At 62.4% G+C, this 25,139-nt stretch carries 25 protein-coding genes, 2 tRNA genes and 1 pseudogene; 7 read left to right on the forward strand and 21 right to left on the reverse strand.

The window, feature by feature from the left end:
* Positions 1–324, reverse strand: coding sequence for an NIPSNAP family protein (locus VKV57_16255; GenBank protein ID HLW61457.1), 324 nt, complete (start codon positions 322–324; stop codon positions 1–3).
* A 219-nt stretch (positions 325–543) separates the two neighbouring features.
* Between VKV57_16255 and VKV57_16260 the strand changes: the two genes are divergently transcribed.
* On the forward strand, positions 544–1,350 hold the full coding sequence (locus tag VKV57_16260) for a serine protease (GenBank protein ID HLW61458.1): 807 nt from the start codon (positions 544–546) through the stop codon (positions 1,348–1,350).
* Between the two features lie 122 nt (positions 1,351–1,472).
* Here the strand turns inward: VKV57_16260 and VKV57_16265 are convergent.
* The 4 genes and pseudogenes from VKV57_16265 to VKV57_16280 form a co-directional block, all read right to left on the reverse strand.
* A pseudogene (locus VKV57_16265) lies at positions 1,473–1,840 on the reverse strand (DUF1801 domain-containing protein).
* Positions 1,841–2,101: 261 nt separating this feature from the next.
* A tRNA-Ser gene (locus tag VKV57_16270) sits at positions 2,102–2,189 on the reverse strand.
* A gap of 67 nt (positions 2,190–2,256) precedes the next feature.
* A complete protein-coding gene (locus VKV57_16275; GenBank protein HLW61459.1) occupies positions 2,257–3,477 on the reverse strand; it encodes an MFS transporter in 1,221 nt (406 codons plus the stop codon).
* Positions 3,478–3,871: 394 nt separating this feature from the next.
* Positions 3,872–4,276, reverse strand: coding sequence for a DUF1761 domain-containing protein (locus VKV57_16280; GenBank protein HLW61460.1), 405 nt, complete (start codon positions 4,274–4,276; stop codon positions 3,872–3,874).
* Positions 4,277–4,795: 519 nt separating this feature from the next.
* Here VKV57_16280 and VKV57_16285 point away from each other — a divergent pair.
* Both VKV57_16285 and VKV57_16290 read left to right on the forward strand, forming a co-directional pair.
* Positions 4,796–4,870, forward strand: a tRNA-Ala gene (locus VKV57_16285).
* Complete coding sequence (locus VKV57_16290; protein HLW61461.1) at positions 4,827–5,822, forward strand: tyrosine-type recombinase/integrase; 996 nt, start codon at positions 4,827–4,829, stop codon at positions 5,820–5,822. Before VKV57_16285 ends, VKV57_16290 begins: the two co-directional genes overlap by 44 nt.
* Before the next feature lie 52 nt (positions 5,823–5,874).
* On the opposite strand, the gene VKV57_16295 is transcribed toward VKV57_16290, so the two are convergent.
* The 10 genes from VKV57_16295 to VKV57_16340 form a co-directional block, all read right to left on the reverse strand.
* Positions 5,875–6,693 (reverse strand): ABC transporter permease, encoded by an 819-nt coding sequence (locus VKV57_16295; GenBank protein HLW61462.1) that lies wholly within the window; start codon positions 6,691–6,693, stop codon positions 5,875–5,877.
* Positions 6,690–7,637 carry an ABC transporter permease gene (locus VKV57_16300; protein HLW61463.1) on the reverse strand — a complete coding sequence of 316 codons (948 nt, stop codon included), beginning with the start codon at positions 7,635–7,637 and terminating at the stop codon, positions 6,690–6,692. Before VKV57_16300 ends, VKV57_16295 begins: the two co-directional genes overlap by 4 nt.
* Positions 7,638–7,652: 15 nt before the next feature.
* On the reverse strand, positions 7,653–9,203 hold the full coding sequence (locus tag VKV57_16305) for an ABC transporter substrate-binding protein (protein ID HLW61464.1): 1,551 nt from the start codon (positions 9,201–9,203) through the stop codon (positions 7,653–7,655).
* On the reverse strand, positions 9,200–9,808 hold the full coding sequence (locus tag VKV57_16310) for an RraA family protein (protein ID HLW61465.1): 609 nt from the start codon (positions 9,806–9,808) through the stop codon (positions 9,200–9,202). Before VKV57_16310 ends, VKV57_16305 begins: the two co-directional genes overlap by 4 nt.
* Before the next feature lie 135 nt (positions 9,809–9,943).
* Positions 9,944–10,099, reverse strand: coding sequence for a gamma-glutamyl-gamma-aminobutyrate hydrolase family protein (locus VKV57_16315; protein HLW61466.1), 156 nt, complete (start codon positions 10,097–10,099; stop codon positions 9,944–9,946).
* Positions 10,096–10,389: a gamma-glutamyl-gamma-aminobutyrate hydrolase family protein gene (locus VKV57_16320; GenBank protein HLW61467.1), complete on the reverse strand. Its 294-nt coding sequence runs from the start codon at positions 10,387–10,389 to the stop codon at positions 10,096–10,098. Before VKV57_16320 ends, VKV57_16315 begins: the two co-directional genes overlap by 4 nt.
* 422 nt (positions 10,390–10,811) lie before the next feature.
* Positions 10,812–12,098 (reverse strand): hypothetical protein, encoded by a 1,287-nt coding sequence (locus VKV57_16325; GenBank protein HLW61468.1) that lies wholly within the window; start codon positions 12,096–12,098, stop codon positions 10,812–10,814.
* Positions 12,099–12,964: 866 nt separating this feature from the next.
* A complete protein-coding gene (locus VKV57_16330) occupies positions 12,965–13,213 on the reverse strand; it encodes a cupin domain-containing protein (GenBank protein ID HLW61469.1) in 249 nt (82 codons plus the stop codon).
* Positions 13,214–13,348: 135 nt separating this feature from the next.
* Positions 13,349–13,507, reverse strand: a complete 159-nt coding sequence (locus VKV57_16335; GenBank protein HLW61470.1) for a hypothetical protein — start codon at positions 13,505–13,507, stop codon at positions 13,349–13,351.
* Positions 13,508–14,640: 1,133 nt separating this feature from the next.
* On the reverse strand, positions 14,641–15,228 hold the full coding sequence (locus VKV57_16340) for a hypothetical protein (GenBank protein HLW61471.1): 588 nt from the start codon (positions 15,226–15,228) through the stop codon (positions 14,641–14,643).
* Positions 15,229–16,047: 819 nt separating this feature from the next.
* On the opposite strand from VKV57_16340, the gene VKV57_16345 reads away from it, so the two are divergent.
* Together VKV57_16345 and VKV57_16350 are read left to right on the forward strand one after the other, a co-directional pair.
* Positions 16,048–16,689, forward strand: coding sequence for a cytochrome b N-terminal domain-containing protein (locus VKV57_16345; GenBank protein ID HLW61472.1), 642 nt, complete (start codon positions 16,048–16,050; stop codon positions 16,687–16,689).
* A gap of 45 nt (positions 16,690–16,734) precedes the next feature.
* Positions 16,735–17,694 (forward strand): hypothetical protein, encoded by a 960-nt coding sequence (locus VKV57_16350; protein HLW61473.1) that lies wholly within the window; start codon positions 16,735–16,737, stop codon positions 17,692–17,694.
* A gap of 442 nt (positions 17,695–18,136) precedes the next feature.
* Here the strand turns inward: VKV57_16350 and VKV57_16355 are convergent, their stop codons facing one another.
* The 6 genes from VKV57_16355 to VKV57_16380 all read right to left on the reverse strand — a co-directional run bounded on the left by VKV57_16355 (position 18,137) and on the right by VKV57_16380 (position 22,684).
* Positions 18,137–18,391, reverse strand: coding sequence for an AraC family ligand binding domain-containing protein (locus tag VKV57_16355; protein HLW61474.1), 255 nt, complete (start codon positions 18,389–18,391; stop codon positions 18,137–18,139).
* A gap of 261 nt (positions 18,392–18,652) precedes the next feature.
* Positions 18,653–19,102 (reverse strand): MarR family transcriptional regulator, encoded by a 450-nt coding sequence (locus tag VKV57_16360; GenBank protein ID HLW61475.1) that lies wholly within the window; start codon positions 19,100–19,102, stop codon positions 18,653–18,655.
* A gap of 322 nt (positions 19,103–19,424) precedes the next feature.
* Positions 19,425–19,712, reverse strand: coding sequence for a hypothetical protein (locus tag VKV57_16365; protein HLW61476.1), 288 nt, complete (start codon positions 19,710–19,712; stop codon positions 19,425–19,427).
* Positions 19,713–19,785: 73 nt separating this feature from the next.
* Positions 19,786–20,286: a cupin domain-containing protein gene (locus VKV57_16370; protein ID HLW61477.1), complete on the reverse strand. Its 501-nt coding sequence runs from the start codon at positions 20,284–20,286 to the stop codon at positions 19,786–19,788.
* A gap of 704 nt (positions 20,287–20,990) precedes the next feature.
* Positions 20,991–21,821, reverse strand: coding sequence for a hypothetical protein (locus VKV57_16375; GenBank protein ID HLW61478.1), 831 nt, complete (start codon positions 21,819–21,821; stop codon positions 20,991–20,993).
* A gap of 287 nt (positions 21,822–22,108) precedes the next feature.
* Entirely contained in the window at positions 22,109–22,684 is a 576-nt protein-coding gene (locus VKV57_16380) for a cupin domain-containing protein (protein ID HLW61479.1), read from the reverse strand.
* A gap of 399 nt (positions 22,685–23,083) precedes the next feature.
* Between VKV57_16380 and VKV57_16385 the strand changes: the two genes are divergently transcribed.
* Positions 23,084–23,245 (forward strand): hypothetical protein, encoded by a 162-nt coding sequence (locus VKV57_16385; protein HLW61480.1) that lies wholly within the window; start codon positions 23,084–23,086, stop codon positions 23,243–23,245.
* Between the two features lie 5 nt (positions 23,246–23,250).
* On the forward strand, positions 23,251–23,829 hold the full coding sequence (locus VKV57_16390; GenBank protein HLW61481.1) for an HdeD family acid-resistance protein: 579 nt from the start codon (positions 23,251–23,253) through the stop codon (positions 23,827–23,829).
* The last annotated feature ends 1,310 nt before the right edge of the window (positions 23,830–25,139 follow it).

Below are 25,139 nucleotides of genomic sequence, written 5' to 3' on the forward strand. Positions count from 1 at the left end.
TCAGACCCGGGGCGAGAAATCCGTGGCGGCGAGCAGGGCGGTGCGGATGTGCTCGACGATTACGCCCTGGGCATGAGACTGTTCGCGCGCCCGCTGCCAGTCCGGATCCGCCTGGAACGCGGCCCACCTTTTCCCCCGGTCTTCCCACGACGCGAACTTGGTTATGTAGATGAGTTCGTCTTGCTCGCCGACCAGGGTCTCCCAGAAGCCGACCACCTCGACGCCGTGTCGCTTGAAGAGTCCCATCGTATGGTCCCGGAACCGTGCGAGGACATCGCCCTTGCGTCCCGGCATGCACTGATAGATCCGGAGCTCGTAGAGCATTGGTGTCGACCTCCAGGAGAGAGAATATCCTAGGGGTTCGCATCGCTACATCGGCAGCCCTTTGCCCGGTCCCAACGCGGGGGCACCGAACGCCTGATCGAAAGGCTCGGGTGCCGCGTTGTGCGGGGCCGCGGCAGGACCGCTGTAGCCGGTTCGGGAATCGCTAAGGCGGCGCGGACAACTCGCACAACAGCATCCGATAGGGGTGAGGGGGTACCAATGGCGCGGTTTTTCGTTGGCGTGCTCCGGCGCGCTCTGCCGGCCCGGAGCGCGATCTTGGGTGGGTGCCTCCTCGGCCTGCTCACGCTCGGGTTCCCGCGGCTGGGGTCCACTCAGGGGGCTCCGGCCCGGAGCATTATTCACCTCGTGGTGATGAAGCTCGAAATCAGAGGCTATCAGTCCGCGTATCAGGACATCGCCGAGGGAACGGGGTTTTTCATCACCGCGAGCGGGATCGCCCTGACCAACAGCCACGTCGTCAGCCTCGCCCGGAAATTGCCCTCCACTTACAAGGTGATGGCCATCGTCGGCGGGGAGTTCTACGGCGCCGCACTGGTTTGTGCCGATGCGCTGGCCGATGACACCGGCGGGCGGCTCGTTCCCAGTCGCGATGTGGCGGAGATTCAGCTGATGCCGCCGGACCTTCCCTTTGAGGAGCTGAGCTTTCGGGGCGTTGGCTTCGCGCGAGCCCATCGCGGACCGCTGCCTGCGTTTTTCGCGTTGGCGTTGGGGGCGTCCCCCGCGGTCGGCGATCCCGTCCGAGTCCTAGGATTCGGACACCAGGGAGACGCGGCCCTTCCGTTGGAATGGTCGGCACCTGGAACCGTGCGCGATCTCGGTCGCGCAAGCGACGGGACGCAGATATTCGGCATCAAGTTTGAAGGCGAGGCCGAACCGGGGCACAGCGGCTCGCCGGTACTTAACAGGCAAGGCGAGGTGGTTGGGATTTTGACCTGGACCATCGCCTCCGATCGGACGTGGGGCATCGCCATCAGCCGCACCGCACTGGATCCTGTGTGTCTATGACTTCCTCGGCTTGGTCCGGAAGAAGGCGATGGGAGCTGCTGAGCCACCTGGCGGAGGGAGTGAGATTCGAACTCCCGAGGGGTTTCCCCTCGCGCGGGATGACGAACCCCCGTTGGGCGCGACTACTTCGTCCTACGCAAATTCTGTTTCACTCGAAACTTCACGAGCCGATCCACTAAAGCCAGCGGGAGGGGCTCGGTGTGCGGAAATTGTACGGTTCCCTTGGCGCCTTTATAATTTGATAGCGCCTCCTTAAATGCCCTGATCGCCGAACCTCCTGGATAGAATCCGACATGGCTCTTGTACGCCGCGAACCAGACCAGATTTCCGTTTAAGGTAAACGCAGGGATGCCATAGCTAATCGTTTCCTTTGTTTTGGGTGCGGCCTTTTTATGGTCAGGCGCATCTTCTTTAATCGTTGCTGCACGTCTTTCGGAAAGCGATTTACGTAGTGATCAATATTCTCCGGGATTTTTTCGTTTTTCCCCATACCTCGACTATACCCCCCAACACCATACCCCTTAAGCGGCTGACGGCATGGAGGCTCCGTTTGCCTTTCTGCGGCTCGGAACCCCATATTTTCGGGGTTCACCCCTAGATCCGACCGAACCAACGGCTCTCTCATAGTTAGACTCGACCACCAGAAGCGATCCGGGCTCGGTCAGAAGGGAGCGGCAAGCGTCCATTAGCGAAAACAAGGGGATGTGGCCGTTACCAGGAGGCGGCCCGGGTCGATAAGCCCTTGAGCGCATGGCGGAGGGAGGGAGATTCGAACTCCCGAGGGGTTTCCCCCTAGCGGTTTTCAAGACCGCCGCAATCGCCCGCTCTGCCATCCCTCCGCGGTCAGTATAACATACGCCCCCTGGCGAGAGCGGTGGATAATTGCCACGTCAGTGTAGCGAGCGCTCAAGCGGTTTCCTCCAACCTCCCCGTTTCCGGTATTCCCTTCAAGGCGATCAACACAGCCGCGGTCCCGATCGGCAGGCAGAGGACAAACGGACCCCACAATCCAAGGAGCGACGCCGCGCCGCCGATGAGCGGGCCGACAAAGAAACCTAGGTCGCCGGAGCTATTGTAGATGCCCATTGCGGTCGTGTACTTGTCTTGCGGAACCAACCGCGCAACGAGGGTTGTGAAAGCGACCGGGATCGTGCCGCCGACCAAACCATACAGAGCCCCCAGCGCAATGAACGCGGCCGAGCCGTTAGGATGAAGGAGGGGCACGAATAGGGCAATCACGGAGCGACCGATTACGCCAGGCAGGATCAGTCGCTGCGAGCCCCACTGATCGACCATCCTGCCGGTGGGCAACTGGACGAGCGCATAGGTCAGCCCTTGGACGGTCAACACCCACCCCACAGTGACGACCGAGAGCCCCTGGCGAGCGATGTAGAGCGGGAGGAAAGTCGTCCAGATTCCCGTCGCCGCGTAGTAGAGATGGTTGACGAGGCAGACCCGGAGAATCAATCCGTTCTTGAGAACGTCGCGGACGCCTCCGGTGGGCACGCCCGGACGCGGGCGCCCTGGTGTCGTGACGGCGATGACGACGGGGATGGCGACGAGGCTGAATGCCGCTCCAAGGTAGAACGCGGCCCGATCGCCGAAGTGGGCCGCGATCAGCCCGCCGATCACGGGCCCGGTGAGGAACGCCACGGACGTCCAGAACCAGAAGACGCCGAAAGCCTGGCCGCGCTTCTCGTCGGATGCCGTGTCGGCCACCGTTGCATGAAGGGGGGGCCAGAATGTGGCGCGCGACACGCCGACTGCGGCAAGCGCCGATCCCATCGCGCCCACGACTCGCGCATGCGCCACGAGCACCATGCCGATTGAATTCGCGAACAGGCCGCCGAGCAGCGTGTGGCGGCGTCCGAAAACCCCAACGATGCGGCCGACTTGCATCTCCACCAACCCCATGGCCAGGCTGAGCACACTGACGAGCGTCCCAACCTGAGCCGGGGTGTATCCGATTTTGGAGAGATGCAGGGGCAAGACCGGGACCACAACCTGCCAGGAGATCGCGACGAGAAAACCTCCCGCGCCGATCAGCAAGAGACGCGGAATGGGTCGCTTGGCCCGGCTGGGCTCCGGGGCGGCCCGGGAGGAGACCAGCGGCGTTGAACGGCTCACATTCATTAAAAAGGTGTTTTCGAGGACGGGGCCGAGAGTCCTGGACTCAACGGTAAAGGACGATATCCAGTGATTTCGTCGGGCGCGCGCGTGTTCTCAACGTGCGACTGTCACTGACTCCTCGTCACTGGCCGGCGACCTTTTCGTGCCAAAGGCGCTTGATGTCGGGGAAGTACTTAGGATTGGGATACGGAGAGAATTCTTTCACTACGTCCTTTGAACTGCTCACGCAGCGTAGCGCGATAAGGGGTAGACGGGGTCGTGTCTTCACGGTCAAATCCACGCGAGCCAGTTGAGGGAAATCACTCGTCACGCGTGAATCTCGGGACAACCGGCGTTTGCGGTTGGGCGCCCGCGGACCCGGCACCGCCGGAGGGCATGCCAGGAACTGTCGTCAGTGCCAGGCGGCCAGCAAAGCCCCGGTTATGAGGAGTGCGACGAGGTTGTGGCCGCTGGTGACCAGATAGAGGCCGGTCGGTCGACCGGTGAAGAGATACTCGCCCGCGCGAGTTGTTGCGATAAACCCAAGCCACATCCAGAATCCGATCTTCGCCCCCTGAAGGACCGTCCCCGACTGCGTCCAGATGATCACCTTGTCGAGCACTGACGACGTGATCAGGGCGACGATGAAGGCCCCGAGGAGGAGGCCGGGCTCGGGGCGGCTCCCCTTCCTGTCGTCCTTTTTCAAGCCGGCGAGCGTCATGAACTGTTTTCCGAAGACGGCGGGCGAGTACCATATTCCTCCCACAATGAAGGAAACGACCGCCGCGACGAGGACCGCGAGCCAGTTGACGTTCATCCGTCACCTCCTCGAGCAATATGTGGAGCGCGTGGGCCAAGCGTGCCGCAGTCCGCGGGGCCTCGATTCGTGTTGGTGCTTCCTTGATTAACTAATGAAAGGTATGGATTCCAATGCGCTTCGTTCGGTCTCGCTTCCCGATCTCCTCCGCAGATTCCCCTGATTCGCTCCCATTTGTCCCCCTCTGCGCCTCGACCTTGGTCATGAGATATTGGATCCCCTATCACTTTTGGCGTAGCCTCCGTAGCGTACGATCATTATTGCCCGAAGCATTGGTCCAGATCTTTCCCCGTCTCCGCCATCGAGCTGGCGTTCCCCTTAGTCGCCGTGCCATCCACATGTCCTACGGCACTTTGCGACAGCCTCGTGGCTGCCCGAGGAGGCCGGCAAGCTTGGCCTGGGTTATGCGAGCTTCGTAACCCTGACCGAGAGGGTGGTCAGTTGTGATAAACTCTTGGGGGAGCACGGTTCAGAGGGAAGGTAGTAAGGGGTTCACCCTGCTACAAGCCTTATAAATCCGGGGACGTAGCTCAGTGGGAGAGCACCTGCTTTGCAAGCAGGGGGTCGCGGGTTCGAATCCCGCCGTCTCCACCAGCCCAATAAAATCAAGGCTTCTAGCGGGTTCGCCCCGATAGAAGGGCCCCAAAAAGCAGGGGGTCACCTGTCTACCAGCTTTGAGGCCGCCCTTGAGTCCTTTCTCCTGAGCCGACGGGTCAACAACTGCTCACCCCGGACTGTCGAAGGATACGCCGGCGTGCTGCGCCGGTGCGCAGGCGCGCTCGGCGTTCAGGACCCTCATGAGTTCACCCCCCTGGGCATCCAGCACTACCTCACGCGCTTAGGTGAGACGCTGAAGCCCGTGAGCGTGCACCACTGCTTCCGCCCCCTGAAGACCTTCTTCCGGTGGTGCGTGGAGGTGGGCCTGCTCGCGGACAATCCAGTCCGGGGGATCACCATACGCGTCCCACGGACTCTGCCGCGCGTGCCGGAGGACGACGACGTCCGGCGCCTGCTGCAAGTGTGCCCACCGACGTTCGAGGGACGCCGGAACCGCGCTCTGATCGCGCTCTTGGCTGATTCCGGGCTGCGGATCTCCGAGGCCCTTCGTTTGCGCATCGAGAGTGTGAATTTCTCTGCCCGCACTCTAGACGTTCGGGGCGGCAAGGGCGGGAAGGACGGCGTCGGGTTCTTCGGCGCCGAAGCCGCGCAGTTGCTGCGGGCGTGGCTGGGCGTCCGTCGAGTGGCCACACTTGAAGACTACCTATTTCTTGATCGGAACGGACGCAGCCTCACGCGTAACCATGCAAGGCATATTCTCCATCGGCTGTCGGTTAAGGCTGGACTCGGTCGGAAAGTAGGCCCTCACGCGCTGCGGCACTACGCCGCAACGAGCATCCTCAGGCAGACTGGTGACCTCGAGCTGGTGCGGCAGGTGCTGCGCCACGAATCACTGGCGATGACTCTGAGGTATGCCATCGCCAAACCGGAGATCAGCCGCAAGTTCAGGCGCGCATCCCCTCTTGATAACCTGAGGGCAGGGCGATGAGGATGACCTGCACGGGATCATCGGGGGCGCGCTGGCGTAGGGCCTCGCCCGGTCAGCGCCTCCCGCGGCCGCTTCGGGGGTCGAGTGCGTCGCGCAGCCCGTCGCCGAGCATGTTGAAGGTGCCGACCGCGACGGCGATCGCCGCGGACGGCCACACGAGCAGCAGCGGCGCGAGCTGCATGTAACTGCGGCTCTCGCTGACCATGCGCCCCCACGTGGGGGCGGGCGGCAGGACGCCGAGCCCGAGAAAGCTCAGCCCCGACTCGACCAGGATCGCAAACCCGGCGGAGAGCGAACACTGGACGATAAGCGGTCCCGCGATGTTGGGGAGGATGTGCCGGCGCATCTGGTGCCAGACCGACGCGCCGAGCGCGCGCGCCGCGTCGACGTACTCCCGCTGGGCGACGCCGAGCGCGCCTCCGTACGCGAGGCGCGCGAAGGCCGGCAGGTACAGGACCGCGATGACCGCCGACAGCTTCCCGAGGCCCTGCCCGAGGAACGTGACCACCGCGATCGCGAGCAGGATCGGCGGAAAGGCGAGGATGAGGTCCACGACGCGCATCACCGTCCACTCCACCCCACCCCGGTACGTGGCGCCGACCAGGCCAAGCAGCGTTCCGCCGGCGGAGGCGATGAGGGCCGACGAGAGCGCCACCGCGAGCGACACCCGGGCGCTGTAGAGGAGGCGCGCGAGGGTATCCCGCCCGAACGAGTCGGTGCCGAGCGGATGGGCGTGCGAGGGCGGGGCGAGCAGCGACGGGCCCATCTCCAGCGGATCGGCGGGCGCGATCCAGGGCGCGAGGGCGGCCGCGGCCACCATCACGGCGAGCAGGCCGCCGCCGATCCAGAGGCGCGGGCCGAGGCGCCTCACGCCAGGCGGATCCGGGGATCGATCACCATGTACGCGAGATCGACCAGGAGGTTGATCAGGACGAACGAGAACGCGATGACGACCACCACCGCCTGCACGAGCGGGTAGTCGCGCTGGAACACACCCGAAAGCAGGAGCGTCGCAACGCCGGGCCAGTTGAAGATGTACTCGATCAGGACGATCCGGCCGATCAACTCGCCGGCCTGCAGCCCGAGTACGGTGACCACGGGGATCAACGAGTTCCGCAGCACGTGGCGGACCAGCACCGCCCGCTCCGCCAGGCCCTTCGCCTGCGCCGTCCGGACGAACTCTTGCGACAGCGCCTCGAGCATGCCGGCGCGGGTCATGCGCATAATGACCGGCGCGAACGTGAGCGCAAGGGTGACCGCGGGCAAGACTAGGTGGCGGAGGTGCCCGAGCGGATCGTCCGACCATGCGACGTAGCCCGTGGCCGGGAACCAGTGCAGCACGAGGCCGAAGACGAGGACGAACACCGCCGCCACGACGAACGCCGGAAACATCAGGCCAAGCGACGAGACGCCGCTGAGCGCCAGATCGACGGGGCCGCCCGCGTCGCGCGCGGCCAGGATGCCGAGCGGGATCCCGAGCGCGATGCCGGCCGCGAGCGCCACCGCCCCGAGCTCCAGCGAGTGCGGCACGCGCACCGCGAGCTCGCCCCGGATCGACAGCCCGGACAGAATCGACGTGCCGAAGTCGCCGCGGGCGAACCGGCCGAGCCACTCGCCGTACTGAACCGGCAGCGGGCGGTCGAGGCCGAGCGCGTGGCGCATCGCGGCGATCTTTTCCGGCGAGCCGCCGTTCTCGCCGAGCATGACGACCACGACGTCCCCCGGGACCGCGCGCAGCAGCAGGAACACGGCCGTCGCGATCGCCAGCGTCATGCCGGCGGCGGCGACGACGCGGCGGACGATGTAGGCGGCCACGGCGCGGACGCCGGGCTACTTAGCGATCCACGTCGTGCGCAGCGAGAAGCCGGAATACCGGCCGATCGGCCCGGGGAAGTGCTCGTAGCCGCGGACGTAGGCGCGGCCGGCCTCGCCCTGGTCGCCCCACGCGAGGTACACCCACGGCGACAGCGCGAGCGCCCGCTCCGTGATCTCCGCGTAGAGCCGCTTCCGGAGCGCCTGGTTGCCGGACACGCGGGCCTGCTCCAGCCACCCGTCGATCTGCGCGTCTTTGAATCCCACCTGCTTCGCATAGTAGGGGTTGTCGGATTGATAGAAGAGGGTCAGGAAATCCGGATCGCTCACGGACGCCGAGAGGCCCCGCACCTCGACCTGGTAGTCGCCCGCGAGGTGACGGTGCAGCACGACGGCCCACTCCGGGAGGTCGAGCTGGACCTGCACGCCGGCCTTGGCGAGCTGGGCCTGCAGCACCTGGGCCGTGCGCGTGTGGAGCGTGAACGTGATCGGCGCCAGGATCGAAATCCGCAGGCCGTTCGGGTAGCCGGCATCGCGCAGAAGGGCCTTCGCCTTGTCCGGTTGATAGGTGTACGTCCCGTCGGCCTTCGCGTCGTGCGCCCACCAGGCGGACGGAATCACATCACCGGTGATCGGGGTGCCGCGGCCGTCGAAGATCGTCTTCACGATCGCGTTCCGGTCGACCGCGTAGGCGATGGCCTGTCGCACCCGGACGTCGTCGAACGGCTTGCGCGATGGGTTGAAGATGATGCACATGAAGATGCCGACAGAGTAGAACAGCTTCAACTGCGGGTCGCGCTGGATCGTGTTCATCTGCTCCTGGGGCACGAAGTCCGCCAGCATGATGTCGCCGGCGCGCAGCGCGGTGAGCCGGGTCTGGTCGTCGGGGATCGGCAGGTAGTTGATCGCATCCAGGTACGGGACGCCGCGGTCCCAGTACTGCTCGTTCCGCACGACCCGGATGCGCTGCCCGGGCTCCCAGGACACGAACTTGAACGGACCCGTGCCCATCATGGTCGCGCGGAGGTTGGCGCCGCCCTGCACGAACTTCGCGTCCACGATCGCGCCGTACGGCTGGGCCAGGTAGGCGATGAGCGGCGCGAAGGGCTCGCTCAGGACGATCTTGACCGTGAGCGGGTCCACGACCTCGATCTGCCGGACGGCCATGAGATTCCCGCGCAGCGCCGCACCGGTCTTGGGGTCGAGGATGCGCTCGAGCGAGAACTTCACGTCCGCGGCCGTGAGCGGATCACCGTTGTGGAACCGGATCCCCGGCCGCAGGTGGAAGACGTACTGCGTGTTGCCGACCAGGCCCCACCGCTCGGCCAAATCCGGCACGATCGCCCCGCCGTCCCCGTACCGGACGAGGCCTTCGTACACCGCCTCCTTGATGTACCCGGAGGCCACGCCGGAGTCGACGTGGGGATCGAGATCCGGCGGGTTCGCCGACAACCCCCAGATGAAGGTGCCGCCCCGCTTGGGCTGCTCCGGGGCCGCCGCGCCCCACGACGCGGCGCCGGATGCGAGCAGCGCGCAGGTGACGATCACGCCGAGCAGGAGCCGCATCATCTCCCCTCTCTCTGGGCCGCGATCTCCTCGAGCGTCTTGCCTGCCTCGAGGGAGGCCCGGGTCTCGCGCTCGCGGCGTGAGGCGGCTTCTCCGCGCTCGATGATCGCCTCCACCCGGGAGGGCGGAATGATCAACACGCCGTCGTCGTCGGCGAGCACGTAATCCCCCGGCGCCACGCGAACCCCGCCGCAGGTCACCGGTTCCCCCACCGTGCCCGGGGGGCTCGCCGGTCTCGACGTCAGCGCCGAGATCCCGCGGGCGAACACCGGGAGGCGGAACTCGAGCAACTCCGGGAGATCGCAGACCGGCCCGTCGATCACGACACCGGCGATCCCCTTCTGCCTGGCGGCCAGCGCCAGCATGCCCCCGAACGACGCGTGGCGCACGTCGCCGCCGCGGGCAATCACCAGCACGTCCCCCGGCCGCGCTTCGCGGATCCCCCGGCGGTTGATCGCGTTATCGCGCGAGTCGACCGTCACCGCCGGTCCCGCGCACCGCACGGGGTGGAAGACCGGCCGGACGCCGACGTCGAGGAAGCCCTCGTCGACGAAGTGCCCGAGCGTCGAGGTGACCAGTCGGGACAACCGCTCGATGATCGGATCCATCACCGCTCCCTTCTCCTAACCGCAGCCTCAGGCCGCGGACGCTGACTTTGGGGCTGACGCCGATTCCTCCTCCGGTGACGGCCGCCTCGAATCCGCGGCTGCGTAACGCCGCGACGCACCGTCAACGACCGCCGCTCACCGATCCCGCGCGCGCGCCACCAGCAGGTCGAAGATGGGTACTGCCTCCGGCACGTCGCCCGGGAGCTCGGGGTGGAACTGCACGCCGATCACGAACCGCCCGTCGGCCGCCTCCAGGCCCTCCACAACGCCGTCGGCCGCAAGGGCGGTCACGCGCAGCCCGGGGGCGACGTGCGCCGCCCCTGATGGTGCCGGCTGTTCACTCGCAGCGGCCCCTCGACGCCGGTGAGCGACGCGAGGCGCGTCCCGGGCACGATGTCCACGGGATGGAACCGTGACCGCTCGCCCACCTGCTCGTGTTCGACCAGGGTGACCGGGAGGTCTTGGAGCATCGCTCCGCCGAGGGCCACATTGAGGAACTGCATGCCGCGGCAGACGCCCAGCACCGGCTTCCCCTCGCGCAGGGCGTGCTCGAAGGCTTCCTGCTCAACCGGAATTTCCACCTGTGATTGAAGTCAAAGTCGAAACGAGTGTTCGCCGTCGACTCATCGCCTCCTCCGTTCCCCCGGCACGTGTTCTCGGCCGTCGGATGACCCGCGCAGGATCCGGAACTGGCACCGTCGACGGCATCTGAATCCGGATTTTGCTCTGCAGCTCGCGGTGTTTCCGCGCCACCACGGCCCTAACTTGGTTCAACGCACTCCGTAGAAAGAATCAGAGGCCGCGTACTGGACTGCCAGGCCGGATACCTGTCTGATCACCTCGACTCAACGTTCCGAACAGAGACCGAACCTAACCCGGTATGACGACCGCTCACGGGTCCGCGCGCCTTTGCTTGCCCGGCCGGGGTTACGCGCTCGATCCCCGGCAGCGTGGGTACCGGGATAGGGACGAGATGCCGCGGCGGGTCGTGGTGGAACCTACATTAGACCTCCCCCAGCAGGAGATATCGGAGGGCGTTGGGGTCTCCGATCATGGCCGCCAATGAATCGAGCGATGCGTCCACCGCCCGCGCGAAAGCTTCCGGCCCGCCGAATCTCGTCAGCGTCTCCGGCGGGACAAATTTGAAGAGCAGGTTGGAGGTCCCCGGCGGGATGGCCGCAAAATGGACGGTGAGAATCCCGTGGTCTCGAAGCAACAGCATCGCAAGCGCCGCGGTGGCTTCGCTCGGCACCACGCGCGACTCTAGGAGACCGGCTCGCTCCATCGCCAGCTCCAGAGTATCTTCGCCCTTTAGCTGCCCGGTTACGGGCGTCTCGTAGAGGCGGTCTCCCAACACGGCCCGGAGTGCTGTGGCCACCTGCTTGGTGGCGACGATGAGCGCGTGCACACGCTCCGGAGTATACCTCTCCAAAGACCGCACTGCCGCGGGATACAGCATTGGGCGTGCCTCCAGACCGAATTCGAAGGCACGCGCGCGGATACACTCGACCAGATGCTTCGCTCCTCCCAGTAATCCCAGCCGCGGCCCGGCCGTGCCATACTTGTCCAGGCCCGTGGCTCCCACGTCGACGCCGAGCTCCAGCATTCGCGGCTGATCGAACGCCGCCGGCCCCACGCGCGCTCCTCCGGCGTCATCCATGTAGACGGGCGTTCCGTTCTGGTGAGCAAGCTCGACCGCCCGCCGCAGCACATCGACCGGGAGGATATCGTACGTGACAGCCAGCCGCGTGGCAACCACGAGCGCAACATCCTTCTGCCGGACGAGGACGCCGGCAAAGGTCTCAATATCCGAGGTGTCCAGAAATCGCGCCCCTACCTGCGCTGCAGCCCGCGCCACTGTGGGGTGGCTATAGCTGGCCGAGATCCCAACCACGACACTCCCGGGCCGCACGAGCGCCAGATGTGTGGCGAAGGTAGCGGCCGTCACCCGGTTGAAGAGTGCGATCTCGTGGAGGTCCGGAACCCCGCCCAGGTGGGCCAGCGCAAGGGTCCTGAAACGCGTTGCGTAAAGCGCGGGCGCAAGCTCATCATCGAGAAACGGGAGATCCTCAGCCTGGACCGCTAACCCGCGGTCCAGGCCCGAAAAGTTGAAGATCGAGGCGAGACCGTGCTCGTTGATCCGCCGGTGGATGGCCCGCTGCGCCTGCTCGAGTTTGCGCAAGTCATCTTCCGTGCTGGTCACGATGCGGCCGCGTGCGTACGGCAGCCCCGGCGCAAAGACGTTGCCAAAGCGGTCCGTCGATCTGGGGGGTGTCGGGTCCGCCCGCATCGGTCCGCTTCCTTCTCGTCTGGAAATACTGGTGAATACGTAAAAGCGAATTCTGGTTCCCCGATGTTCCACCTGCCAGCCTTGGGCTTTGTGCATCTGATTAGCGAATCGAAGTGTCAGTCAGGAAATCTAAGCAGGGTGTGGGCTTTCGAGGTACTTTAGCAGAAAATCCCCGAACACACGCCGAACCTCAGGCCGTCGGCGATGGGGAGGAGAGGGCCGCTACCCGCTGCACCGGCACGCCTCAGCGAGGCAGTCTCGCAGACAGCTCGGGAAACGCGATAAACTCCGAGGTCGCTGTGGCATGATTGAGTGGGCGAAAAGAGATCCTTTGGGCCACCCTCGCGTGCTTGGTCTTGGCGCGCGCAAGGCCGGGGTAGTAATTGGGCCCTCCGGTACCCTCGTGGCCTACAGCACCGTTTCTGTGCTTCTCCGTTACCGTTTCTGTGCTTCTCCGTTTAGGTGAAGTTGTCAGGATCAACGTCGTGCGTCTGGCAGGAATGCCGCCCCTTTGGCATCCTATCTGCTCTCCATTGCCCTCAAGATTGTCATGCGGCATCATGAGGCCAGCGGTGTCCATAACGGCATGAGGAAGTACTTGTCTTATGCGCCCTGTCGTGCTTCTGCCTCTTGAAGCTTCCTTTGGCGCACGCTGACAGCGCCTCGCAAGCATTTCCCTGGTGCGCCTAGAGTGCCAAAGGGGGGGCGATTTCGTAGTGGCGAGGGCGACTCATGACCACCAGCGGAGAAACTCGGGTCTCTGCGTGAAGATACCTGTCTTGCGGACAGCACTACGCTCTCGAGGAGAGGGACGGTCGAGTGGTGGTCTCGGTGGTATGCGTGGCGTGCGCGAGGAGCCCGGGGGCTCAATCGCCGGTGGGTTTGACCTCGGCCCCCTCGATCATAAGAATCACGGTTCGAGCCGGCGCCCCCGTCCGATGCATCACGCCTTTCGGGACGGTAAAACCCTGCTTCGGCCCGAGTTCGACCGTTCGGCCTTCTAATTCAATCACGAACCGCCCCTCCACCACATAGAAGAACTCGTCTTCCTTGTCGTGCTTGTGCCAGTGGAACTGGCCCTGCATCACGCCGAGCCGGACGACGCAGTCGTTCACTCGGCACAGCGTCTGATTATACCAGGGTCTTCGCACGCCTCTACGAGCGCTTGAACGTCAATAAGTTCAAGAGGTGCGTATCGCGGTTCCAGGTGTATCGAGTAGGAGTCTTGAGTCCCCATAGTGGCCTCCCGTCTATCGTGCAACGTGGACCGAGGTATCGGCTTTGTAGCGATCCTGCAGCATGGCGGCGGGGATGATCGTGAGGGCGATCGTGACGAACAACGCGGCGTCGTGGACGGAGGCCGCGCGTGTGCTCACGACTGCCGTGACGACGACGACGGTCGCGAGCACTGGTTCTACCGCCGTGACCGGCGATCAGGTGACTTTCACGACCAAGCCTGAGGCGCGACCGCTGCTCGAAAAGAAAGCGAAGAAAGCCAAGTAACTCCCCTCGGTTCATCCATCTCAACAGGTGCGCCTTCTTCTCCGTTCGAGCTTTTTGTATCCGAACCAACGAAGGCGATGCGCGTTTGTTTGGGGCGAACCTGCCCGTTACCTGGACGGGGAGGCGGGGGCGAGAGACGTCCTGCGATCCGTAGGTCGGAGGTTCCTCCTGGAGCCAGGTCTGTTCCTTGCAGAAGATGTTGTCGCTCGTGAAGACGACGCCCTCTTCCTCCACGATCACGGCGGCTTGATCGGGGGTGTGGCCGGGCATATGCATCATGCGGAAGGTATGGTTCCCTACGTGCAGCGTCATTGTACTCCGAAACGTGATAACCGGCACATTGGGCCGATAGCCTTCCAGCAGTGTGGGTTCGTCCGGCCCGTACGAGGCCACTCGCGCCACGTGCTCGGCCATGTCTGTGCTAAGGATCCGATCCCTTACTCCCTCATGTGCGATCACCGGAGCATCGAAGAAGGCGTTCCCCGTCCAGTGGTCCCCGTGAGGCTCGGTGTTAACAAGGTAACGCAGTTGACCACGACGTGCGATCTCTGCCTTCAGCCGCACAGCGTCGCTGGGTTTGACCGCGGTGTCGATCAAGACGAGGCCGTCGGACGTAAGGACAAGGCCGTGGTTGGACCCACGTAACTCGGTCTCCACGAACACGTTCGCGGTTACCTGTTTCATCTACCAACCCCCGCCCCCAAACGTTCGCCGCTCTGTTACGTTTTGCGCCCCATCGCCCATATGCGCCGCGCCTCATCCTCCAGGCTTTCGTGAATCCAAAACCGTGCGTGTCGTGGAGACGTTCATTGGCTCTTTGATCGCGGCTTCTAGTTCTTCCGTGGTCCGGACCCCCTTTTGTTGTGCTGAGAACCACGATGTCACTGCTTGCAGGTGGTCACTAACGTTTCGAGCATCAGGTTGCTCATGGGCTCTTGCCATCGTTCAGGCGACAGCGCAAACCATTCACTCGTTCTGCTTGGCATACTTCCCATTCTTCTGAACAGTAACTACTTTTGTGGACAAACATCGCGCAGGGTCATTTCGGCCCTATGATCACAGAAGGGTTCAATATGCTTCCCTCAACTTTAATTACACCATTGGTCGCTGCGGCCACATAGCCACGACTACCATCCCTTAATGTCCCCGCTTGGACACTAATCGTGCCCGCTCTGTTCTCCAGTTGCAAGACACCATGCCCTTCAGTTTGAACCCCAAGGGCGGCGACCTCAACGTTTCTGCTGGAGAAAATGTTAACCGCCCCTCCACCGCTATCTCCGACTCCCATAACCAACTTTGAGTGTCCATCGTAGCCCACAATATCAATGGCACCCCCTCCGTTGGGAGCTTCTATCACTTCCAATATCGGCTTTCTGTTTTGGCCGAAGACATGGAAGGGCGCCTTGAACCACGCCCCAGCCGGATAAACATTGTCGGAACCCCGCACCGGAACCACGAGGGTCCAGGTGAGCGCGAGCCCGGTGACGATGCTGACCGCCAACGACCACCAGCGAGCCGTCCACCGCTGCCGTCCTTCCAGAACACGGACCCGTTCATTGGCCTTCCACAACTCACCCTCTAAGACCGTGAGGCGCTGTTCTAGGGTTGCCGTGCTCCTGTCCGCCATTGGCCTTCTCCTTTGAAAATATCTAGTGAGCATAGTAGAAACGCTGCCAAAATGTGGGATAGGATTTCCCGATACGGCCCGACGTTCTCCCCCTGTCACCTCCTCCCCTCTTGGGATCTAGTCGTTCGCGGCTGGCCCTCTCGTCTTTGGGTGTTCGTTCGGCAGGGACCATATGGGTAGCATGGAAAGCCACCGCCAAGACGATGCAAGAACTACCGAACGTCAGGGGGATCGAAATGAGTGAGGCGACTGAGCCCCGGCAGGGGCATTTAGTTCGATGGGCCGTGATTACCTCGATGGGACGTGTGGTGGTCGAGACCGAGACCGCCGACGCTGCCCGAGAGAAGGTCGAGCGGAAGGGCTATATCGTGAAATGATACGTTTGACGCGGGATATGCGGGACAGTCGTCGCCCTGCTACATCCTCGTCGGTTGGGTCGTGCACGCGTGGAAGGGGTCGGGCGGCTAGGTGCTTCCCCCCCCACTTACACCAATCTTCGGGTACGATCACGCTATTACGTCGTTTGACGCATGCAACCGTACAAGTGCATATGAGCGTCGAATGAGATACGCAGGTGCACACTGAAGATGAGTCGAAAAGCCAAAATGGGAGATGCCGGCTAGATTGGAATCGAAGGCGATTCTAAACGGTCAAGTCCGGCATGTGAACCGGTGCTGAGCAGCCCTGCGGTGTATCTGCACTTCTGGATCTTCCTAATCTCGATACCAAACCTCATCGTGATTGGTGTGATGGTATTTATTTTCGCGCTGGCAATCCTCATACCATTCCCTACGAAGCCCGCCTCCGGGGAGCTGGCAAATGAGCCTGACACGGAAAGTCCGTGAACAGCTGGTTCGCGCTCTGCCGCCAGAGGAGCTGTTCCCGGATGCACAGCCCGCATATGTCCACTCGTACGTGTACCTCTTCGGGATTCTGACCCTGACCAGCTTCGTGATGCTCATCCTGTCGGGTACTGTTCTCGCCGCATTTGGCCCGCAGTGGTGGCACACGTCGACGGCGGGTCACTTCGTCAACAGCATCCACTTCTGGAGCGTGCAGGTGTTCATGTTCTTCATGGTGCTGCACCTCTGGGCGCAGTTTTGCATGGGCGCGTGGCGCGATGGCCGAGCGTTGACCTGGGTGACCGGTGCGGTGACGTTTGTCGCGGCCATTGGCACGGCATTTACAGGCTATCTCTCGCAGCAGAACTTTGACTCACAGTGGATCGCCGTGCAGGGCAAGGACGCGATGAATGCCGTCGGCATCGGCGCTTTCTTCAACCTCCTCGACTTCGGGCAGATGTACGGATTCCACATCTTTATCCTACCGTGGTTGGTGCTACTGTTGATCGGCATTCACGTGTTGCTGGTCCGCTTTCGCGGAGTGGTCAAGCCTTACCCGTTGCCCGAGGAGGAGCAGAAATTGGTCTCTTCCCAGGGTACCACCGGATCCTCGGACTGAAGACAGTGACCGGCAAGCTCCGCAGATGTTGTGGAGGCGTGGGCCATGCGCCTGGAGACTGAGGAGTATTACCGCGGTATCCGGATGGTGCCTTATGATCTGATCAAGGAGGCGCTCGTCGCGTTTGGCGTCGTCCTGGTGACGGTCGTGGTGCTGGCAGCCGCCTTCTCGTCGCCTGATGTTCCACCGCTGACCATCAGGCAGGTGGCGCAGGAGTCCCCCTTGATGTTCTTGCGCGTTGCGCTGGGGGATCTTGACGGTAGCGGAGACATCGCCTCCTATGGACCGCCCTACAACGGAGGGACCGGGTCGGTGCAGTATCTCGGACCGATTTCACTCCAGGAGCTAGCGGGCATCCACTTTCCGATCAACACGCCGCAGGATTTCGTGGTTGCACCGCTGCATGAGGTGGCACGGTACGATGTCCGGCTCTCTCGTGCGCTGGCGGTCTTTCAGGCAGCAGCGCCACAGCAGCAGCGCGCCTGGGAAAAGGCCTACGGCGGTGCGCTGGCCATGGCCCCGGTGCACGAGCAGGCTGTAAGCATCCCCAAGGGTAACTACGGTCCGGTGGCCACGATGATGGCGGACCTCCTCAGCATGGGGCAGAGTGGCGCGCTGGATGGCTTTCTTCTCACGAGCTCACACTTCTACCAGACCGATTACACGAAGCCGCTCTTGTTCATCCAAGGGGATCCGCTGCACGCGGAAGCCAGCGCCATGCATCTGCTCGGTACACAGTGGGGCATGATGAATGAAACAGGCAGCTATCCGGGCCAAGCCTGGATCTGGTTGTACACCTTCTGGTACCAGATCCCGCCGTTTTCGACCTCGCCCAATGGCGATGCCTACGTCTGGCTGACGATCGCGGTGTTGACGCTGGCCCTGATTCTGGTTCCCTTCACGCCAGGACTCAACCGCCTGCCGCGTTATCTTGGGGTTTATAAGCTGATCTGGCGCAATTACTATCGCGAGCGAGTGACAGCGCGGCGTCAGCAGCAGAGATAGGAAGGGACGGGCGTCAACGCCTGTTGGCTTGCTGTCGAGGTAATCCTTTCCGTTGCTGGCGTCGTGCTTGTCGAGGACCGCGTTGTCTTGTCGTCGATCCAGGCCTTGTGGTCGCGGGCAGCCCTTATCGAGGCCGAGACGCTGTCCGCTGGCAGGCGGCCCAAGGACTCGGCCTCACCACCTCCACAGTGAGCCGGGGGCCGTTCCCTGGCTGTCTTTCGGCACCGGACCCATCCTGGGGCAACTTCGTGCTCCCTGGGAGGGGAGAGAGGGAAGGGGGGAGATAAAGAGGGGGATGGGTGAGAGGGGGGAGAGGTCGACATCGACTACGTCATCGACATCGTAGGGATATCTACGCGACGGTGGTTGAACCGCATCCCCCGACGTACGCCGGGTTACGCAGGACGCGGCCCACATCGAATCTGGCCACCGCTGATTGACGCTAGGTCTCCGTTGACGCCGGCACCGGGATCATGTCGAAGCGAGCAGCAAGTGCGACCCGTTCCTCTCTGCCTCCGTGCCGAGCAGCCAGTTGCTGCATTTCTTCAAGATAGCGCTCGAAGCCGGCGGGATGGTGCATCACCAGCAGGGTCGCGCTGTCACTGCTCGCGTTGTGAAAGCCGTGGATCGTTTCGCGCGGGACGAAGGCGAATGTGCCTGCTCCAGCGGTGTGTCTCTCCTCGCCGATGCGCAGCACTACCTCGCCCTTCGAGGACGTAGAAGAACTCGTCGCGTCCGCGATGATAGTGCGGCCCCGCGCCCACCGTCCCCGGCCCGACTCGTCCTTCCCAGACGGTGCAAAGGTCGCCGGTCTCTGCTTCTGACGCCTTGACCGTCACGCCCGCGCCAGCGGACCCGACCGCAATAAACCGTCCCTCGCCGGGAGCCACCACAACAGCCTTCATCATGTTCCGCCTCATCTGTATTTGGAACTAATCCCCAAAACCTTGGTAAGGTACTATTCAGTCTCGTGTGCCATTCCCGCCTGCGAGCGGGTCAACGGGCTCTCCCAGACGCGGAATAGCACCTCTTTGAGCTGGGCGAAACGCCTTTGCCCAAGTTCAGCGCTCCATTCGCGCTCGATGTGGCGGAGTATGTCGGAGATTCTTGAGTATGCGGCCCGGCCACGTTTGGTCAAGCGGATAATTCGCGCGCGGCCCTCGTCGGGTGCGTCGGACCGGACGATATAGCCGAGCCCTTCGAGGCTCCGGAGGAGCTGGTTCATGGCCTGCTTGCTCATGCCCGCGCGCTCCGCGAGAACGCCTGGGCGAACTCCATCAGGGCCCGGATATTGCAGCACCGCCATATGCGGCAGGCGCAGCTCCTCAAAACCGGCCACGTTCAGCTCCTTGATGAGACGGCGCTGGATCGCCTGAGTCGGAACACGCAGTAATGCGCCGATGAGCATATCTCTAGTTTCGACCGGCGAGCTGATCAGGCTCGATGACGGCGGGGCCGCACGATAGCGATCGGGATGTTGACGATAAGGGTCCGCCGACTGTCTGGGCGCGCGCATCCGCGTTTGGGGCGACCCGCGGCGCTGCGTACGTGCGCCTGCACCGTCTGCGCTCGGGCCTTTCCAGTCGCTGATCGCCTTACGACGCATTCTTGAAATGAGATGGGTTCGGTGTCGTGGCCAGGGTTGGCCGTGCGCTCGCGCCCGGCGCGTTGCACGTGCTGAGCCTCGCGTGTCGGTTGGGGACCCGCACCCATGCCGTCATGGGCTGCAGTCAACGGTGAAAGTCGTTGTGGAGCTGGCCGAACGTTGGCTGGATTTGCGAAGCTTGCTTGCCCACGAGCTTCTCCAGTGCGGGGAGCAAGCGATCGTTTGCGAACCGATCGAACGCTTCCTGCGAGTCCCACACCTCGAAGATGTTGAAACCATCCGTGGTCCTCGTTGCGAAGTGGTGAATCAAGCCTTCGGGGAGTTTGCTTTTACCCACCCCTAGCTCCCGGTTAAGCGGATCGTATAGTTGCCCAGCCTCGCTGGGCATGCGCAGATCCATCGTCACTGCCATCCTTGATCCCTTTTTTTTCGCATTCCCACAACGAATGAAAACCGTCGAAATCGAGGGGCGCGGCCCTCGGGCGCTATGCCTGGGGCGGAGCCGGCGTGAGGCCGTGGCGGTGCATGATCTCCGCAATCTTCGCTCGGTCCGGCGGCCCGCCGGCCGCCGCGTTGATCACCTCGGCAGACTCGCGAAAATACTGCGGACCTAGTACGGCTGGCGTGATCACGCAAAGCGCCCTCACGTTCTGGCTTCCGTTGTTGTCGAACCGGTGAATGGCGCCGCGCGGAATGCAGAGTGCCTGTCCCGGCCCGACGTTGAAAGGCTTCCCGTCGACGGTCCAGGTCAACACTCCGTCGATGCCGTAGATCGTCTCTTCGTAACGGCCGTGGCTATGCGCCGGAGCCGCCAGGCGCTGCGCGCCCGGGACAACGAGCTCAAATGCCGCGACGCTGCCATTCGAGTTCTCTCCGGTGATCAAGAAGCGCACCGCGAGCGGCCCTATACGGATGGTTTCGTCGGCAGGATTGACGTGCAGGCCGATCTTCTGCTGTATGGCTGCCTTCCTTGTGGTAAATGGCATTTACTTCTCTTATAATATAAACGCCATTTACTGAAATGTCAATACCTCTCGCGGATTTGGACGGAGATTGGACAGTGAGCACTGGATAGTCCGGTGCTCAGATACCTTGAAACCTGCCCTAGAGAGATTTCACGCAATAGTTATGCGCGTTTGGGGGTCCGGGGGGAGAACGCCTTGGGCTGGAGTCGCCGGTCGGGCGAGGGGGTCAGCACGTGCTCGGCGGAGACGGCTTCTCCAGTCCGCTCCATTCGCTCCAGGATATCCCAGGTGAAGTTGTGCTCTCGGGGCCCGAGAATCCCCCCCGGGGGCGCGAGGGACCGACCTCCGAGATCTCGCCCTCGCAACCTGGGGATGCGGCTGATCTACAGGCCGAGAGCGTCAGCCCCCCCGTCCACCCGGGAAGGGCGGACAAGTGCAGAATAAGTGCAGACCGAGTGCAGCCGGCTACCCCGCATCGCGGGAATCCTTGTCTTCCAAGGGTTTCAGAGAGTCGCCAGGATCGATAGACGCGGGTTCGATTCCCGCCGCCTCCACCAAGAACCTGGCTCCATCCGACTGCACGGTGTTGCTAGACGCCGTATTTTCCAAGGGTTTCGGCCCCTCAGACGGGGTGCGCGACCCGGACGCTCAGATCTGTTGAAGGCGTTGAGACAGCTTCGAAGGAAGCGGGAGGCCGCCAGAAAGCGCAGCAAGAATAACCCATCTTAATCGCGCACAACCGTTGTGACAGTTCGCCGTTCGAAGAAAAGATATAACGTAGGCAGCAACAGTAGGGCGCCGACGATGCCGGCGATGAACAACAATGTGAGTGGATTGGACGGCCGCCAGTCGTTCCATGCGATGACGGTCGCGATCAGTATGAACACATTTGCGACGGTTACGCTTTCCAGGGGGATGCGCCAGCCACTCCAGCGACACTCGCGGCATAGATAGATACCGGCAATCCCGGGCAGCAGCAGCCAGCCTGCAAACACGCGCGCAGTCAGCGGAGTGAGCGACCAGGGCCAGATACGGATCGCAAACTGTGGCTGAACGAATAGTATCAGGGCGGAGAGCAGTGCCACGGTGCCCATTACGGCGACGGCCCGGCGCGTGAAGCGAGGCACCGTAGCGTCATTCGCTTCAGGCGTCCCCGGGTCGGTGCGCCGGTTGAGAAGCCATGTGAATAGGATCACAACCGGCGTGATCGCGTAGAGCACCTCCCACAATATGGCGTTCCATTGTCCGTTGTGAAAACGGTCGAGGTGTAGGATCGTGGCCAACGCCATCGCGGTCGTAAACGCGGTAATCGGCAAGAAACCGGCGGCCACGCGATGCCAGCGCGAGGTCGTCAGCACGCGCACGAAGAAATAGGCGCCCATGAGGTAGCCTGCACCCATCGCCATGGCCGTCATGCGTGGTCGGATTGTCCAGGCAAAGTTCTGAGCCGTTTGCCCCGGGTTCAGGTACAAAGCCAGCACCGCTAGAATCAAGATAGGGATGATCAACGCCGCGACAACACGTGTAAGGAGCAGCACGTGATCATCGCGCGTCAAGTCGGAGTTCCTCACGGACCGGGCAGTTTGATTGCTCGTGGCACATCCCTCCTAAGCAATCAGGTCGTAGATTTTAGACTTGAATCTGGCGTGAGCATGGCATGTTTCTAGATCGCGGACGGCAGCCAATGACCCGGTTTCTTTATGGTGGCTGGCGCAATGACCGTAATTCGTGATTTTAGCATGCTTATCGCGCCAAGGTGGAGAATCTTTCTCCGTCGCTCTCCGACCGCGTTGCAACGCAAGAGTCTCGAATGACAGCGGATTCAGGTTAGAACCAGTTCCCACTATAATGCGTGATAGCTCGGTTTGTAGCCGAACAAGCGCCCAATAGCGGCGAGTGACCCGAACGCCACTTCTTGCACAGCAATGGGCATCCCGTCCAGGTACGTATACGGCATCATCGCACGCACCAGAACGGCGAGTTGGAGCAGGTTGGGCAACCCATTCTTATTCACCTTGCCGTCGCGCGCTAAACCAAAGAGCGTGACCACGGCCTCTTGTGACGCATCCAGAGCCGCGATGTTCGGCTGGTCGGGGGTCGTCGTCTGCCGCACATGCAACTCTTCGGCGCTGACACTCCAAGGATGCAGGTGCGGCACGCCCGGCGGAAACGTGAGCACATCGCCTCGTTTCGCTTCGCGTTCGCCTTTGGCTAGGCGATAACGTGCCACGCCGGTCAAAATCTCAAATCGCTCCGTCATGGTGGGATGAAAGTGAGCAGGCACAGAACCCTTCCCCGTGAAGGGTTTGTTGAAATACTCGACTTGTAGAAACGCGCCATGTGTATCATGCGCGGTCAGGCAGCACAGGACGCGCTGTCCCATGATCGGGTTTTCAATCACGTCGCCGGCCTTCAGCATTCAAGGACACCTATTGATCGATTGTCTAATACTAGTCTGTACTGTTTCGATCTAGTGTTAACACTGGAGGCGGCGTCCTCCATGAAAAGAGGGTCACCACTCTACCTCCGGAACCTCCAACCGAGGGCCTCGCAAGCTTCGGAGAGGAGGAGGAGAGCATACACAATGATCCCGTACACGCATCGTCGTAATGCGCCACTAGACTGTCAAGTGCGGACTTGGTGTTAACACTTCAATGCCTCCCAAGGGGACCGACATGGATCAACTCGCAACCTTGGTGGTGAAGATCGACGCCGGGGTCCGTCCGTGGAGACGGTACCCTTTGAAGGAGGCTCTCGCGACCCAACTATAACGTGGCGCTGCTCCAGGGGGGGCGAAAGGGCCGAGGGGAGTATGCATGTGAAGCTTCTGAGGTCTGTGGTGGGCTGGTTGCCCGAGACTGCGTCGTTCCAGCGCGAGTTCTCCGTCCACATCACGATCCGGACGGCGGTGCTCACCCTGATTGCCGGAAGTGTGGCCGTTATCAGCGAAGAGGGAAGGTTAAAGTCACACCGGAGGTGAGCGAGATGCCGTCCAACCCACCGCTCGTCGATCGTGAGGAGTTGCGTCGCCACAGTGGGTGGTTTATCGCCCTGGGGGTCGTCCTAATCCTCCTTGGCGTTATCGCCATTGCATATGACGTGTTCGCCACCATCGCATCCGTCCTGGTGTTTGGCTGGCTTCTCGTGATTGGGGGCGTCGTCGAGATTGTGCATGGCGTCCGAACCCATCGATGGGGCGGCTTCTTTCTGCACCTCCTAGCCGGGCTGCTGTTTCTCGTGGCTGGCCTGCTGTTCGTCGCTAATCCACTGGTCGGTGCCTTGTCGTTGACGCTGTTCCTGGGGGCGTTCTTCCTGGTTGGCGGGGTGTTCGAGGTGGTCGGGGCACTCCGTCTCCGGGCGGCGCACTGGACGTGGGCGGTGTTGGGCGGAGTGATCACAGCTGTGTTGGGGCTGATGTTGTGGACGCAGTGGCCCCGGTCAGGATTATGGTTCATCGGCTTTGCCGTCGGCATCAGCATGATCTTCCGCGGCTGGGCATGGGTGATGCTTGGGACGCTAACGCGGCGGGACGTGGAGGTGGCCGGAAAGCCGCGCGCCGCGTGATCGACCGAACTACGGGATTTTAACGGAAGCCAACTGGAGACCTTGAGCTCCGCCAGGTGCTGAGGGCCACGCAGAACTGTCGATGCCTTGTGATCGATCCAATGAGCCCTACACACGTGCGGTCTTTGTAGAGCGCCATGATTCAGACCCTCCCGGAGTCGGTGTCTTTCAACCGGGGCCGCCTCCTCTAGGAGCCGGACTACGCAAACAGCAGATCCGCCGTTATCGGGAGTTCTGGCGGTGTTGTGGGGGGAGGAAGGAGATGATGCCAGGGATTCGCTGGGTGCTGGCGGCCGCTCTCCGTTGCAGTGAGGATGAGGTGATCGGGCCTATTATGATCGCTGGCAAGCACAGCTCCTGCGGGGATGGTGAGGGACGCCCCCAGAACCAACGCTGCGAGGATCTTTTTCATTGTTGCTCCCTTCTTGCGTTGGGATGGCTTTGGATGATGGAGGGGTGGGTGAGTACCCACCCCTCAACGAGCACTTCCCCCCCTGGATTTGCTTTACTTTGTGGTCCTAGCGGGGGGCCGCAGCCAGCTTCGGTACGTATGGAGCTAGCTTGTTGAAGATGTCCTCACGGACAATCCCATATTTCTCGTGGACCTTAGTGACAAGGAGTTCCCCATCTCCATTTATGGCCTGCACTTCTAGTTCGGTCAGGTTCGGCCACAACTCACGGACCTTGGGCTTTAATGTGGTCCGTGTTCCTTGATCGTCTCAGTTGTAAACATGGTTTGTTTCTCCCCTTTCAGAATGGTCTTACGATCTCAATCTCAAACCTGCAGAGATTAGCGTGTTTCGCGACGCCACTGCAATGCGACCGCGCATCGATCGCACCTTCGGCACATTCAATTTTGCAATCAGGCAGCGGCTAACAGATCACTGAGAGGTGATGAGAACCCCGGGCCATGTTGTCCGGCCGGGTTCTGAGTGGCTGAATCTATCCATCCTATCGCGGTGGGATATTCTTGACCGCCGTCAACCGAGGATTCTCAACTTCAGCGGATGGGAGTCAAGATCAAGAGGGAGGCACTCATTTACGCCAGTGCTTACTCCTCAACGGTATCAGAGAGAGAACGTCTGCACAAGGCGAAGATTTCCACCCCTTCGGCCCAATCCTTCTAAATTGGGCCTCCTAGTGCAATGTCCGAAATGTATTGATACTTGACGATGGCTGGTGTATGCTCCATGCATGAGCCGACCCGCCGCGCCCCTGACGGTCCTGGAGGCGCAACGTCGTGAGATTCACCGACACCTGCGCCAACGCACGCTGCCCATGGGACGAGCGCTCCGCCTGCGCGCCGTCTT

This window comes from bacterium, assembly GCA_035307765.1.
GTDB lineage: Bacteria > Sysuimicrobiota > Sysuimicrobiia > Sysuimicrobiales > Segetimicrobiaceae > Segetimicrobium.

Bases quoted from the DNA above. Each gene is read 5' to 3' on its own strand.
- VKV57_16255 (HLW61457.1), bottom strand. From the start codon at position 324: ATGCTCTACGAGCTCCGGATCTATCAGTGCATGCCGGGACGCAAGGGC.
- VKV57_16260 (HLW61458.1), top strand. From the start codon at position 544: ATGGCGCGGTTTTTCGTTGGCGTGCTCCGGCGCGCTCTGCCGGCCCGG.
- VKV57_16280 (HLW61460.1), bottom strand. From the start codon at position 4,276: ATGAACGTCAACTGGCTCGCGGTCCTCGTCGCGGCGGTCGTTTCCTTC.
- VKV57_16305 (HLW61464.1), bottom strand. From the start codon at position 9,203: ATGATGCGGCTCCTGCTCGGCGTGATCGTCACCTGCGCGCTGCTCGCA.
- VKV57_16310 (HLW61465.1), bottom strand. From the start codon at position 9,808: ATGGATCCGATCATCGAGCGGTTGTCCCGACTGGTCACCTCGACGCTC.
- VKV57_16325 (HLW61468.1), bottom strand. From the start codon at position 12,098: ATGCGGGCGGACCCGACACCCCCCAGATCGACGGACCGCTTTGGCAAC.
- VKV57_16340 (HLW61471.1), bottom strand. From the start codon at position 15,228: ATGGCGGACAGGAGCACGGCAACCCTAGAACAGCGCCTCACGGTCTTA.
- VKV57_16345 (HLW61472.1), top strand. From the start codon at position 16,048: ATGAGCCTGACACGGAAAGTCCGTGAACAGCTGGTTCGCGCTCTGCCG.
- VKV57_16350 (HLW61473.1), top strand. From the start codon at position 16,735: ATGCGCCTGGAGACTGAGGAGTATTACCGCGGTATCCGGATGGTGCCT.
- VKV57_16360 (HLW61475.1), bottom strand. From the start codon at position 19,102: ATGCTCATCGGCGCATTACTGCGTGTTCCGACTCAGGCGATCCAGCGC.
- VKV57_16365 (HLW61476.1), bottom strand. From the start codon at position 19,712: ATGGCAGTGACGATGGATCTGCGCATGCCCAGCGAGGCTGGGCAACTA.
- VKV57_16370 (HLW61477.1), bottom strand. From the start codon at position 20,286: ATGCCATTTACCACAAGGAAGGCAGCCATACAGCAGAAGATCGGCCTG.
- VKV57_16380 (HLW61479.1), bottom strand. From the start codon at position 22,684: ATGCTGAAGGCCGGCGACGTGATTGAAAACCCGATCATGGGACAGCGC.
- VKV57_16390 (HLW61481.1), top strand. From the start codon at position 23,251: ATGCCGTCCAACCCACCGCTCGTCGATCGTGAGGAGTTGCGTCGCCAC.